11 protein-coding genes and 3 pseudogenes are annotated in these 12,758 nt (G+C 46.9%); 10 read left to right on the top strand and 4 right to left on the bottom strand.

Features of this window, described 5'->3' with window-relative positions:
* Window positions 1-28: 28 nt before the first annotated feature.
* Window positions 29-715: a GntR family transcriptional regulator gene (locus tag CUN67_RS05030; RefSeq protein WP_208714266.1), complete on the bottom strand. Its 687-nt coding sequence runs from the start codon at window positions 713-715 to the stop codon at window positions 29-31.
* Between the two features lie 239 nt (window positions 716-954).
* Here CUN67_RS05030 and CUN67_RS05025 point away from each other — a divergent pair, with 239 nt between their 5' ends.
* The 4 genes and pseudogenes from CUN67_RS05025 (at window position 955) to CUN67_RS05010 (ending at window position 6,257) form a co-directional block, all read left to right on the top strand.
* Window positions 955-2,391: an MFS transporter gene (locus CUN67_RS05025; protein ID WP_208714265.1), complete on the top strand. Its 1,437-nt coding sequence runs from the start codon at window positions 955-957 to the stop codon at window positions 2,389-2,391.
* Window positions 2,392-2,653: 262 nt separating this feature from the next.
* Window positions 2,654-3,363 (top strand): annotated as a pseudogene (locus tag CUN67_RS05020) (DUF4056 domain-containing protein).
* Complete coding sequence (locus CUN67_RS05015) at window positions 3,360-3,755, top strand: hypothetical protein (RefSeq protein WP_208714264.1); 396 nt, start codon at window positions 3,360-3,362, stop codon at window positions 3,753-3,755. Before CUN67_RS05020 ends, CUN67_RS05015 begins: the two are co-directional and overlap by 4 nt.
* A 699-nt stretch (window positions 3,756-4,454) precedes the next feature.
* Complete coding sequence (locus CUN67_RS05010) at window positions 4,455-6,257, top strand: hypothetical protein (RefSeq protein ID WP_208714263.1); 1,803 nt, start codon at window positions 4,455-4,457, stop codon at window positions 6,255-6,257.
* Between the two features lie 112 nt (window positions 6,258-6,369).
* Here the strand turns inward: CUN67_RS05010 and CUN67_RS05005 are convergent, their stop codons facing one another.
* Complete coding sequence (locus CUN67_RS05005; RefSeq protein ID WP_208714262.1) at window positions 6,370-6,693, bottom strand: helix-turn-helix domain-containing protein; 324 nt, start codon at window positions 6,691-6,693, stop codon at window positions 6,370-6,372.
* A 589-nt stretch (window positions 6,694-7,282) separates the two neighbouring features.
* Between CUN67_RS05005 and CUN67_RS05000 the strand changes: the two genes are divergently transcribed.
* The 6 genes and pseudogenes from CUN67_RS05000 (at window position 7,283) to CUN67_RS30350 (ending at window position 10,805) form a co-directional block, all read left to right on the top strand.
* On the top strand, window positions 7,283-7,558 hold the full coding sequence (locus tag CUN67_RS05000) for a hypothetical protein (RefSeq protein ID WP_254711377.1): 276 nt from the start codon (window positions 7,283-7,285) through the stop codon (window positions 7,556-7,558).
* Window positions 7,543-8,196, top strand: a complete 654-nt coding sequence (locus CUN67_RS04995; RefSeq protein WP_208714260.1) for a hypothetical protein — start codon at window positions 7,543-7,545, stop codon at window positions 8,194-8,196. Before CUN67_RS05000 ends, CUN67_RS04995 begins: the two co-directional genes overlap by 16 nt.
* Before the next feature lie 979 nt (window positions 8,197-9,175).
* Entirely contained in the window at window positions 9,176-10,060 is an 885-nt protein-coding gene (locus CUN67_RS04990; protein WP_208714259.1) for an integrase domain-containing protein, read from the top strand.
* Window positions 10,057-10,254: an AlpA family transcriptional regulator gene (locus CUN67_RS04985; protein WP_208714258.1), complete on the top strand. Its 198-nt coding sequence runs from the start codon at window positions 10,057-10,059 to the stop codon at window positions 10,252-10,254. The genes CUN67_RS04990 and CUN67_RS04985 overlap by 4 nt, the downstream gene beginning before the upstream one ends.
* Window positions 10,251-10,565 (top strand): annotated as a pseudogene (locus tag CUN67_RS30355) (ash family protein); the annotation flags it as partial. The gene CUN67_RS04985 and the pseudogene CUN67_RS30355, both read left to right, overlap by 4 nt.
* 42 nt (window positions 10,566-10,607) lie before the next feature.
* Window positions 10,608-10,805: a hypothetical protein gene (locus CUN67_RS30350; protein ID WP_254711395.1), complete on the top strand. Its 198-nt coding sequence runs from the start codon at window positions 10,608-10,610 to the stop codon at window positions 10,803-10,805.
* A 3-nt stretch (window positions 10,806-10,808) separates the two neighbouring features.
* On the opposite strand, the gene istB is transcribed toward CUN67_RS30350, so the two are convergent.
* Together istB and CUN67_RS04970 are read right to left on the bottom strand one after the other, a co-directional pair.
* Window positions 10,809-11,582: an IS21-like element helper ATPase IstB gene (istB, locus tag CUN67_RS04975; protein ID WP_208714257.1), complete on the bottom strand. Its 774-nt coding sequence runs from the start codon at window positions 11,580-11,582 to the stop codon at window positions 10,809-10,811.
* A pseudogene (locus tag CUN67_RS04970) lies at window positions 11,579-12,657 on the bottom strand (IS21/IS408/IS1162 family transposase). Before CUN67_RS04970 ends, istB begins: the two are co-directional and overlap by 4 nt.
* Window positions 12,658-12,758: the final 101 nt, after the last annotated feature.

Here is a 12,758-nt window from a genome sequence, read left to right as displayed (position 1 = left end):
ACCTGTAACGGCGCGATTTTTCGTGCCGTTATATCAACGCCTGGCTAAGCGACAAATCTTCAGTAACCACCTCAGTTAAATCCAGCTCGGCTTCCAGCTCATTCAGATGCGCCAGCATGGTTTGCTGTGCCTCTTCGATATTGCCTGCTTTTAATGCGGCCAGAATGGCACCGTGTTCAGCGCACTGGCAGGATGGCACATCATTGCGTTGGTAAAGCGCCACAATCAGCGAGCTGCGCACCATCAGGTTCGACAGGATCTCGCTAAGTACCTTGTTGCCACTAACCTTTGCCAGCAACAGATGGAACGCACTTAATTCACGCACAATATGGCGGCGATCCTGTTGCCCGGTGGCGGCATGTTCCGCCGTTTGCTGCGCCTCGATTTCATCGGCAAACTGCGCCATTTGATCGGGGGTGATGGAGGCCACAATCGCGCTCTCAATCGCCCGGCGCGCGATAAAAATCTCACGGGCTTCTTTCGCTTCCGGATGTGCCACCATCGCCCCGATATTGGGTTCAATGGTGACGATATGCTGCAACGCCAGACGCTGCAATGCGGCCTGAACATGGTTGCGATTGGCTTTCAGCGCTTCAACAATCTGCGCTTCGACTAAGCGCCGACCGGGCTTTAGACGATGCTGCGCGATGGCCAGCGACAACGCATCAACAATACGCTGTACTTCTCGTTGTTTCGCGGTGGCGACCTGACTCATTCTGACCTCTTCCCGGGCTGATTATTGCCGTATCTTAACATCCCGGGCACCGGTTGCAGAACGGCTTGTGATGGAAATTACGCGCGCCCGGCGAGAAGGAAATTATTGCCAAATATCAATATTTAGCTAACAAGTATGAAGAGAGGCTTCTTACATCATTTGTTTTTTTGGTATAACAACTTTTCCAACCTGTCACACACCAATCTCTGCTATGAAAAGTTGCATACTAAGGACGCCTCATGGCTTTATCTGATTCAACCGGGGAAGACATTTCCCGTTCTGGTTCGGGCCGCATTTCAGGGCTGGCGCTGCTGGTAGCGAGCGCATTCTTTATGGAATTCCTTGATGGCACTGTCATCGCCACCGCGCTACCGGATATGGCGAAAGCGTTTGGTGTTTCAGCTGTCGATCTTAACATTGGTATCAGCGCTTATTTGCTGACACTGGCGGTGTTAATTCCGGCCAACGGCTGGGTGGCAGAGCGATTTGGTGCGCGGAATATCTTCACCCTCGCACTGAGTATTTTTACCCTGTCTTCGTTGTTCTGTGGCCTGACGCATAACGTCACAGAATTCATCTTGATGCGAATTCTGCAAGGTGTTGGCGGCGCCATGATGGTGCCTGTTGGGCGTCTGGTGGTGCTGCGTACCACACCTAAAAATCAGTTGATAAAAGCCATCGCCACCCTGACATGGCCAGCGCTGGTGGCTCCAATCATCGGACCGCCGCTGGGTGGATTTATCACCACTTACGCCAGCTGGCACTGGATCTTTTTCCTCAATGTGCCGCTGGGGATTATCGCCATCGTGCTGTCCCTGCGGATGATGCCGAATCAGTCGGCGCATGAACGACGTTCCTTCGATTTCACCGGATTTGTTGCCACGGGCGTCACGATGCTGTGCCTGGTCGCCGGGCTGGAAATGCTCAGCCAGCAAAGCGCGAACCTGGCAAGTGCGGCGGTGACAATTGCCATCGGGCTGGCAACGCTGGTCTGGAGCATCCGGCATTTGCGCCGCAGCCAGGCGCCGCTGATTGGGTTGTCATCACTTTCTGTGCCCTCTTTTCGCATCACCATGCGCGGCGGCTTTCTGCTGCGCGCCACCATCAGTTCTGCCCCGTTTATGCTGCCGCTGATGTTTCAGGTAGGTTTTGGTATGAACGCGTTTCAGGCGGGCTCTCTGGTGTTGGCAGTATTTGCTGGCAACCTGGCGATGAAACCAGCCACAACCCCGCTGATTCGTTACTTTGGCTTCCGTAAACTGCTGATTGGCAATGGGGTGGCATGCGTATTGACGCTGTTGTTATGTGCACTCCTCACGCCGACATCGCCGCATGTCATTACGCTGGTGCTGCTGTTTTTAGGGGGGCTGAGCCGCTCGATGCAGTTTACCGGGATTAGTTCTCTGGCGTTTGCCGAAGTGCCTGCCCAGGAAATGAGTTCGGCGAATACGTTATTCAGTACCTCACTGCAACTGGCAAATGGGCTGGGTGTAACGCTGGGCGCGTTGTGTATTCGATTGGGGACAGTACTTGGGGATGACTTAGGCTATGGATCGGTGCCCGGGATGGGATTTAAGGTGGGGTTTGTGGTGATTGCGGTTATTACGCTGATTGGGGTGCTGGATATGGTGAGGCTGGCCCCGGATGCGGGAAGGAGTGTTTCGGCGGGAAAATAAGGCGTTATTTGGTCGGGGATGTTGGCGTTACTTAAAGATCCCCTCCCTGAATTAATAATCACTCTTTTTCACCAACTATTTATCTTTATAGTTCCTGCTAACAAGACAAGTTAACCACTTGTAGTTACATTGAGTCTTGTAATTATATTTAGTTATCTCTTTAATCCAATTCTGACATTGAAATTTTCGACAAAATTAATCATGACAACCTCGCCATAAAAAGCTAACCTGTTATCCCCTTACAGGTTAACAAGGAGTTGTTATGAGTAAGAGAATGATATTCTTTCCGAACCGTCTAAAGCAGAGCAATCCCCACATTCATATGGTCTCATCTATACAGAAGATTTGGGTTGGATAGATCTGGGGCATGCACGAGGCTCTGATATTAAAACGCTATTGCAACATTTTCGCATTGGCGAAAACAGTAATAAGGAGACCTACAGAATCAAGTACCAACAGATGATGTTTATTGGTTCTCGTTTTATTGGCACAGGGCGTTTTGTTGAGTGGGAAATCCAACGTGGCAGAACCATAGCTGAGATATACAGTATTGCGCTAGCAATGATGATGCATACGGCTCATGCATTCGAACGTTGGCAAACCTATTTTAGCTGGGCGACTGATAGTGGTTTCAGCGCTGAGGATTTAGTGTCAAATCTCCTGGGTTTCTATTACGCTATATCACCTCAGAATTACCTCCATCAACTCAAACCGGTTTCTCAGGAAGCCGCACTTCGACGCTGGGATTACTATGGCCCTTTAGGTAAGTATAAGAACACCTCATTTTGCCCAATACTTTTTCCTGATCCTCAAATCCCTAGAATCAAACATCATCCTTACCGTGGTCAATTGCCGGTATGGATGCAACGCATAAAACCCTTCACTGAAGTTCAATCAGGCATTGCCTATCTTGTTAGCAAGAATGGTATTATCTTTAGCCTTCTTGAACCCAAACATGCTAAGGGTCAATGATGAAAATTGTGCGCAAACTGCCTGTTGTTTTGATTTTAGCTGTTCTTCTCATTTCATCCCTAATATGGGGAATGGGGAAGACGATTGATGCGCGCCCTGAATACCGACAGAACAATTTTTTCAGATATCACTATTTCACTGATGATCAGATAAAGAATGCCCCACGAATCAGCAATCACTATAGCTTTAGGTATCGAGCACAAGACGGCATGGTGCCATTGATGAGTAGTATTATTTTTAATGGTGCTACAGATGTCATGCCGTTAAAAAAATACGTTGAATCGCTCGGCTATAAGTATACGGGAAAAGATGAGGCATACGGTGAGCGCTGGGAAAATGAAAGGAGTAATGAGGTCTTTTTGCTATGGGTTAGCGAGGCCCTACAGGATTGAAAAGTAAGGCGTAATTATATGATTTATAGGGAGAAATCGTGTTTTGGTTTTGGGTCATGCCCCCAGAGGTGCCCCCAAATATCTGGACGATATCCGTTTTTGGTCAAAAAACTTACTCGCATAGGCACATCATCACTTTGGTGCTACCTAAATCGGTATGTAGTGTTTAGCTGATAAATACATGATCAATCGCCATATCAAGCAAGCTACGGGTCACATAGCCCACAATTCCTTTGAATACCTCTAATTCATATAGCTCTGAAAATGTTGGTGTGGCCGGGCAGCAGAATTAAGTAAAAGGACTGGAGAAGTCTAAAAAGCCGAGGCTATTGCAGCGTGGTGGGCAGCGAGCAGAAACACATCAGATAGAAGAATCTGCTTAGTCTAACCAGCAATCCCTGACGGATCTGAGTTGTAAGCCACATGTATTACATATGTTTATCAGAACCGCCTATAAAAAACATTAGGATCAATAATTAGGCTTCAATACCATCAAAGGCAATAAATCTTTTTTAAGATAAAAAATCAAAATATTTTATGTTAAAAAACAAAATTATCAGTCATTTGATTCAATTTAATAACAATATATAACTAGCTCGCACTGATAATTGATAAATAATTTAGCATGCTATATTTTATTCACGTCAGAAACGTTTCCATCTCGGATGATGTTAGTTAAACATTTAGAAGGAGTCTTTCATGATCGATAGGCTGGAGCTTACAAAAAACATTCAGTTTTATGATCTTATAATACCCGAAAACGATCCAACACGAGTCATATCAGATTTAGAGATATCTAACATTCTTAATGCTTCAGATGATAATATAGAACATCAAGGATTGTACCTATTAGATGAGTTTAGAGTTACAGGCAATTTGGTTAAAGATAATACGCCTTATAAATATTCAGTGCGTATATTCCCAACATTAAGACCCGTATATTTCATTTCTGATCTTGAAGGAGGTGATAACTATCAAGATAAAATATATGCCTTCATATTAATTTTGGAATTTGATAATCACATAGCCATAGTCAAGAAAAGCTGTGCAAACATTACGGAACAGATAGAAAAAGATTTTAATTTAGTATCTAGTCATTTACTAGCCAGTACATTTAATGATTCTGATGTTTCATTCCAAAAAATCTCGGCTAGAACCATGACAAATTCAGATAAAGCAATCAGGGCCCGTTCGTTCGAGTCAGCAGATCTGAAAGGTTCATTTTCTACTCATGCTGCCGGTAGAACCATACCTTATTATATGAAACTTAGACAAGGAGCTATAATAAAAACCATCTCAGGTTCAGGAAGATTAGTAGAGGCTTCACAAAGGGTTAACCTAGATGAAATTGCAACTTGGTCATATAATCAGTTGCTATTGATTAAACAAGGCGGTGGAGTAAAAGACTTTTTAAATTCATTTGCAAAACAAAAAGAATTGAGCGAGGTGCTAGCTTTAACTCAACCAAATGCTCTATTAATAGAAAGCACTTCTTTATATGAAAAGCTTCAATCAGAAAATGCAAGGATAAAATATAAACTACCTGATGGATCAGATGAGTTTTTAAGTACACTGCAGATTAACAGATTACTGAGAAAATTTGAAAAGGTTTATGAGATACAAGCGGATTTATCTATCCCGGTTGAGGTAGGCAATGCAAAAATAAAAAAGAACAGTAAAACATTGACTATTGACTCTACCTTGCTGAGAAAACTAAAGGTTATCTCTAATAATAAAGAGATGACACTACAGAGTTTTATTTATAAAAACGGATTCTATAGCATAACATTCAATGATCCACGCTATATGTACTTCATGGGCAATTGCTTTGAGGACTCATCTGGAATATCTGAAATAAACAGCATTCTTGAAATGCTGGTACCACAAAAAAACATGAAGGCCGTTTCAAGTGAAAAAGGTGTCTTCTCTAAGACAATCACTGATTTCTCCACGAATTCAATGTTTTACTTTGTTGAGAATATACATAGCAATGATGATTATGTTTTCTGTGATGATTTAGGTAGCGAATGGGCAGACCACATAACATTCAATAAGCAAGAATCCTGCATTTGCTTTATTCACTCCAAACATGGAAATAAAAGCACGTCTGCAAGCAAATTACACGATGTTGTCGGGCAAGGTATTAAAAACCTTGGCTACATGTATTTTAGCTCCACCGACTTCATGAAAAAGGCAAAGAGTAAGCTTAAGAAAAAATACAAAAACCAATCAATAACCACTGAAATTAACAAAATAAGAAAAGGCGATCCAAAACAATTAAATAAATATCTGGGTGAGTTATTAAAGGATGTTAAGTTACATCGGAAGTGCATTTTAAGCTGCTCTTTTATTTCTAAAAAAGAGATTAGAAAAGAGTTTATAAAACTACGAAATAAAAAACCCACAAAACCACATGTGACTCAATTACTTTGGATATTATCTTCGTTCTCTCATGCTGTAAAAGATGCCAATGCTGTGCCTATCATATATTGCGATGATTAGAGAATAAACCAGAGGGGGTGTAATAATCCTCTCTGGAACCCCATATCGTCCTTATTTACCCTCGCCAGCATTTCTAGACCTCTCAGTTGATGATATTTTCGTAATTTCCTGCTCAAATTAGCACTTCCAACCCATGTTTTTGCACAACAGAGAGTAGCTTCAAAGACATCCCGCTCGGGCGTTTCATCCCGGTTTCCCATTTCTGAATTGTCGAAACGCTGGTATTCAGATAACGGGCAAAAACCGGCTGACTCACGTTGAGTCTTTCACGTAATCTTTTTATTTCAGATGGTTGTAGCTCTTCCACTTCTTCGATGCAGGTTGCATCAAAGCTACGCATGGTTTCCTGTGGGATCACACCGGCTTTAAACATCCCGGCAGCTGCACTATGGATAGCTTCAGATGCAGGGCTTTTGAATTTAGTTTTTGCAGTCATAGCAAATCTCCACCAGTTCTTTAATCTTCATGTGTGCTGCAATGTTCTGAGCTGGGAGAGCAGCGTAATGCTTTGCCAATTCACGGAATCCAGATAGTTTTTGAGAATCAACGTTCGCTATGTCCTGCCAGTTTTTACTATAGCACCTGGTGCTATACATATCATCTTTTCTTTCGATGAAAAGCATCTTTATGGCGGATGTTTAGCTACGAAATATGTTGTCATCAATACCCACCCATCAATATGATTTATATATACTTTTTACGTATAAAGTGTTGCCAGAAATCTTTTATCTCTGACATTAAGTTTTCGTACTAATGTCGGTGAGCCGTGGTAAAAAGGGCTGGCGATATGAAGGGAAGCATCAAAACGACACCTCATGCAAGATCGTTTGATTTTTAAGCGAAAAAGTGTAGATTTGTACATCTCAGTGGACGTCAGCCGCATCAAGCAAAATTGTCTCTAAATGGACGTACAATTGGTGAGCGATTAGACTATCCACATATATCTCACGTCATGGAGGCTGAATATGATTTCACATTCGCCACACACAATCTCAAACAGAACCGAGCGTATCGGGAGCTTTTCTGTGCCTGGTATTACGGGAGATTTTGAAGTGAGAAGCATGAAAAATCGCAAAGAACGCCCATTGTTCATGGTGTTACGTTCTGACTGGGAAAACACCCCAGTCTACGGAAAGGTTAACCCTGTAGTTGAATTGACTATCGAGAAAAACGGTAAACCGCATCCAGTTAGCCAAGTCTCACTTTGGCAGGATCTGAAAAATCTGGAAGTGAACTTTTCTCAACGTGTATTAGAATTTCTTTCTAAGAATGGATTCGCTCGTCAATGTCACCAAATCTGATAGATCAACACGAAAAAAATTTGTACTGGCCGGATTCTGTGGATATGGATTCCGGCCATTTTGTATGGATTGGAATTACCAGTAGCGATGGAAAAATTTATAACGGGCTGCTGGAAGATTATCAAAATAAAATGGCATCTATCTACGTTAGAGATGAGCTATCAGGTGATCACATCGCCAGTTATGTTCTGTCATTTGAATTAACGCCGCCGTCTGATTTAGGCACGCGTATTCCTCAAGTTGAATCCGCGTACGTTGATCCTGAATATCAAGGTGGAGGCATCACTGTTGCTACTTATAAAGCTATCATTGAGCATTATGGTGCTGTAATCAGCGACACTCATCAAACTGAAGATGGAATGTTACTTTGGCTGTTTGGTATTCCCAAAGAAAATAGTCTGGAAATTACTCCGTTAACTGTAATTGGCGATCGGTGCGAATTTAGAACCGATGTAGCGGGTCAAAAACTTGTTTATCAGGCAGATATACGAGCAATGCTGGCCGTTGCAGATACTATTTGGGGTAATCCAGATAGCGTGCCTTTAACCGATCCTGCAAAACTTGGCTTTACTCCAACCTGGAGAAATCTTAGCGACCAAGTCCTTGCCGCCAAAAAAGCCGAAAACAAGCATGGGTAACTCCGGGGATAACGGATATTTAGGAAATGTGATTTCTACATTGTTCCGCACTTAACTCTGTTATCCCATTATATCTTTACCACTCCCAGCATAGAAAAAACTATTGAACCTGCTAGCTCGTTGTCGTAGATTTGACCACGAAAACCCGCTGTCTACGACAGCCATCCAATGCTTCTGCACTCTGAGAGAAGCGCCTTCGGGTGAGTGCCAGTCAATGTTTCGTATGACCTGAGAGAAACGCCTTTGGGTGGTCAAATATCCTTGTAGCCTGAAAGAGGATGCCCTTGTGGCGGAACCCCTTTTTAACCTTTGAGAATTGGGATCACAATTGTGATGAAGGTCAGGAGCTAATACACCGCGTCAAACGGCTTATTCCGAGCGTTTCGAATATCAGCAAGCATCACATTCGTATGATTGTGTGGGAGCTGATTACTAAATCTACTCTTCGTGACCAACGGCCTTCTAAGCCGTAGGTCTCGTACAAAGCTGTATTCATACTCAATCAGGATTGTTCCTTACATCCTGCCATCTGCATATCACTTTCTGGCGCGTATTAAACGCTGCTGGCTGCGCCTTGCAATGCCGTCAGGCATCTGCATGCGCCTGCCCTGCTGCGTGTTAATACGTGGCGTCACTTTTTGCGTGCTAACGCATGAAAGTGACGCCACAGCGTACCCCGCCGCCAGTTGTTTACCTCTGCCCCTTACATCCGGGGCACTGAATCTGACACCGCGCTTTACGCGCTAACTATCCATTTTCACAGGAGATCTGAATTGTTGCCGAGGCAGGCTTAAGCCTGGGGATTACCTGCAATCGCAGGCAGTTGCACCGAGTGCATCACTGACACCCCGCAATACCTCAACTGCACCCACTCTGGCGCACAGGCAACGTTCAGCACGGAAACAGCATTGCTGTTACCGCTATTAGCCATGCGCCAGAGAAGCAATTCGGTATTGAATTTTAAAAGGAAAAATAACTGATGAGTCAGACAGGAAGAGAAATGAAGCAACTGGCGAAGCAGGTCGGGGGCAGTCATAAAACGGTGCATGACCGTATTCGGATCGCCGACCAGTTTAGCCGCCATTTGCTGGCACTCAATATTCAGGTACGCAGCGTCAAGTATCTGAAAGCCAGGCATATCGAAAGCTATATCGCCGCACGCCGTTCACAGGGAATCGCTCCGCGTACCCTGCAAAACGAAATGGCCGCATTGCGTTCCGTATTACATCAGGCCGGACGGGAAAAGCTGATGTCCTCTGAAAGACTGACAAACCGGGCATTAGGTCTCGGTGGATGCAGTCGGGCTGGAACGAAATTAGCCATTTCATCAGAAAAATATCAGCAAATTATTCAGAAGGCTGAACGGCTCGATGAAGGATTAGCGGCGGCTTTGCAACTGTCGCGTTTGCTGGGATTACGGTCGCAGGAAGCAGTTCAGTGTTCTGCCTCCCTTAAAACATGGCAGAAGCAACTGAGTCAGGGTGCTGAACGGTTAAGTATCGTTTTCGGCACCAAGGGAGGCAGGCCACGAGAAACACGGATTTTAAATCATCAGGAGGTCAGTAACGCAGTAAACCATGCCCTGAGCGTTGCCCGGCAACGTAACGGCAAACTTATCGATAAAAGCAGCCTGAAAACAGCGATGAATTTCTGGCGCGCTGCAACCACCCGCATTGGTCTGACAGGGTCTAATTCCCCTCACAGCCTGCGTTACGCATGGGCACAAGATGCCATTCGTTTTTATCTGGCTCAGGGCTTCAGTCGCAAAGAAGCCAATGCGCTTACCTCAATGGATTTAGGGCACGGCGATGGCCGGGGCCGCTATGTCGAACGTGTATACGGCCTTCAGGGAGAAAAATCATGAGCAGACACACTCTTATCCGCCTCAGAGACGTCATGGCTAAAACCGGTTTCAAACGCGCATGGATTTACAACTTGATGAGCAGGAACGAATTTCCTCAATCGGTAAAACTGGGTATCCGCTCTGTCGCCTGGGTTGAAAGCGAAATTGACGAATGGATCGCTAATAAAATCAATCAACGTGACGGGGTGCAATGATGCTGAATTCATCTTTTTCCCTGGCGGGCGTTTTTCAGTATAATCAGCACGCTGCGGCAAAATCCGCAGCCGGAATTGGCGTTCCGAATTCCCCAACGATACCCAAATATACCCACAGAGTATATTTGGGTAAGGCTTGTGCACACCTGTTGTCAATGGTGGCTCGGGCAGGGCTTCCGAAAGGAAGGCCGGAATCAGTTGGGGCCGGTACGCCAACCCTGTTCGGGCTACCACCCAATGGGATTGGCGTCTCTGGTGGTAGCTTTACACATACCCCAACTGAGGCGGCCATATGGCTACTACCCTTCCTTGTCTGTACCCGCAATACATCCGTACCCATCCGGGGGTGCGCCATGTATGACTCTACCCCACTCTCTGCTGAAGAAGTTCTCGACCACTGTCGCGCCCTGGCATTCGCTATCGTCGAGCTGGATCAGTCCCTCGTAAAAGAGCTGCTCATGTATGTTCTTCATGTCAACACCACGACTGGCTGGCCGTTTTTCAGCACGCGTTTTGCCCGGTTTTCACCATTTTCGGTGTCCGCTTTTTAGCATCTATTCTTCGGCTTCTTCCTTCACCGCCGGTTTTGGTACTGCACCAGCCTTACGTTTATCTTTAAGACGGTAACTTTCCCCTTTGATGTTCACTGTGGTTGAGTGATGCAGCAACCTGTCCAGGATCGCCGTTGCCAGTACGTGATCTCCGAACACCTCGCCCCAGTCCGTGAAGCTCTTGTTGGACGTCAGGATGATGCTCGCTTTCTCGTAACGCCGGTTCAGCAGACGGAAGAACAGGTTCGCTTCGTCACGCGTCATCGGCAGGTACCCGATTTCATCCAGTATCAGCACCCGCACGTAGCTCAGCTGCTGCAGCTGACGCTCCAGACGGTTTTCCTGACGTGCTTTCACCAGCGTCGCCATTAGCTTGTCCAGCGGCATGAACAGTACCCGATGACCCGCGTCGGCAGCTTTTACTGCCAGCGCCACGGCAAGGTGCGTTTTTCCGACCCCGGGTGGCCCCAGCAGGATGACATTTTCGTCACGCTCAACGAACACCAGACCCGCCAGCTCACGGATGACCTTCTGGTCTATACCCGGCTGGAAGCTGAAGTCGAACTGCTCCAGCGTCTTCACCCACGGCAGCCGTGCCGACTTCAGCCGCGATTCGAGCCCCTTATGCCGCCTGCCGTTCCACTCGTGGGCCAGCACCCGGGTCAGAGTCTCCCGTGCGTTCAGTTCTTCCTTTACTGACTGTTCCAGCAGGTTGTCCACCGCGTCCGTCAGGTGCTCCAGCTTCAGCCGCTGCAGCAACTCGTTAAGCACGTTCATCGCAGCAGCTCCTCATAGTCCGCCAGCGGTCGATGCTCAACATGGCAGGTACGTTCCCACAGCGGCTTATGATGTTCTGGCACCGTCTGCCAGACCCGCCCGACGCTGAGCTGGTGCGTGGCGATAAGCACGTCATCGCCGAACACCCGCAGCTCATCGTCCAGCGTAATGCGGATGGTCACCGGCCTGCCGCACCAGGCCTCCGGCACGCTATAGCGGCTGCCGCGAACTTCGATATATCCATCCCACGCCGCCTGCCGGATGTCGTGGTAGCTGGTATCGAAGTGGCCTGCGGGTAGCGATGACAGATGAGGCCTCTCCTGTGCGAAGCGTGCTGTCGGTGTCTGTCCGAACCGGCGCAGCAGTCGGGCATCGGCGACTTCAGCGAGCCACTGCAGCATCAGCTGGTTGAGGTGGACCAGGCTGTCGAACTGCTGCCAGCGCACGAAGAAGTTCTCCTTCAGGTACTTCACCATGCGCTCAACCTTGCCTTTGGTCCGGGCCCGCCGGGGGCGGCAGGCCCGGGGTGTAAAACCGTAGTGCTTTGCCAGCTGCAGGAAGCCGTCATTGAACACCACTTCACCAGTGCGGCTGTGCTTCAGCACAGCCGCCTTCTGGTTATCAACCAGCACAGTTTTCACGCCGCCGCCGAAGTAGCAGAAGGCGCGCACCAGCGACTCATAGGTGTGCTCCGCATCCTGACTGTCTGTGGCCCAGACGTGGAAGCACCTGGCAGGGTCTCGAAGCGGACGGTCTGTTTTGAGGGACGCATTGCGCGCTTCGGGTGGATATAGTAGCGCAGTGTGGAGCAGCAACCGGTGTACCCCAGGAGGCGTATCTCCTGGAAGATCACCGAGGCATTCCATACATGCTCCCTCAACCGCTGATCGATGTAAGGCATGAAGGGTTTAAGTTTCTTCATAGGCTGGCGGTCTGGCCTTGCCGGTTTACTTTGTTGTTTAAGGTGACGTCTGACCGTGCGTTCAGAACATCCGACGTGATGAGCGATGTCGATAATATGTGCGCCATGAATGCGCATCTGCTTTATCATGAGATGGTCCCCTCTGCTTAACATGCGGTTTCTCCGGATGGTGTAGGAACCTTAAGAGAAACCCATGTTGGGTGGAGTGGACAAAATTCATGCTGATTTTAGGACTTATATCAGTCGCGCCGACA

Source organism: Pantoea cypripedii (assembly GCF_011395035.1).
Taxonomy (GTDB): Bacteria; Pseudomonadota; Gammaproteobacteria; order Enterobacterales; family Enterobacteriaceae; genus Pantoea; species Pantoea cypripedii_A.
This window is presented reverse-complemented; position numbering and strand designations above follow the sequence as displayed.

Bases quoted from the DNA above. Each gene is read 5' to 3' on its own strand.
- CUN67_RS05030 (WP_208714266.1), bottom strand. From the start codon at position 715: ATGAGTCAGGTCGCCACCGCGAAACAACGAGAAGTACAGCGTATTGTT.
- CUN67_RS05025 (WP_208714265.1), top strand. From the start codon at position 955: ATGGCTTTATCTGATTCAACCGGGGAAGACATTTCCCGTTCTGGTTCG.
- CUN67_RS05015 (WP_208714264.1), top strand. From the start codon at position 3,360: ATGATGAAAATTGTGCGCAAACTGCCTGTTGTTTTGATTTTAGCTGTT.
- CUN67_RS05010 (WP_208714263.1), top strand. From the start codon at position 4,455: ATGATCGATAGGCTGGAGCTTACAAAAAACATTCAGTTTTATGATCTT.
- CUN67_RS05005 (WP_208714262.1), bottom strand. From the start codon at position 6,693: ATGACTGCAAAAACTAAATTCAAAAGCCCTGCATCTGAAGCTATCCAT.
- CUN67_RS04995 (WP_208714260.1), top strand. From the start codon at position 7,543: ATGTCACCAAATCTGATAGATCAACACGAAAAAAATTTGTACTGGCCG.
- CUN67_RS04990 (WP_208714259.1), top strand. From the start codon at position 9,176: ATGAGTCAGACAGGAAGAGAAATGAAGCAACTGGCGAAGCAGGTCGGG.
- CUN67_RS04985 (WP_208714258.1), top strand. From the start codon at position 10,057: ATGAGCAGACACACTCTTATCCGCCTCAGAGACGTCATGGCTAAAACC.
- CUN67_RS30350 (WP_254711395.1), top strand. From the start codon at position 10,608: ATGTATGACTCTACCCCACTCTCTGCTGAAGAAGTTCTCGACCACTGT.
- istB (WP_208714257.1), bottom strand. From the start codon at position 11,582: ATGAACGTGCTTAACGAGTTGCTGCAGCGGCTGAAGCTGGAGCACCTG.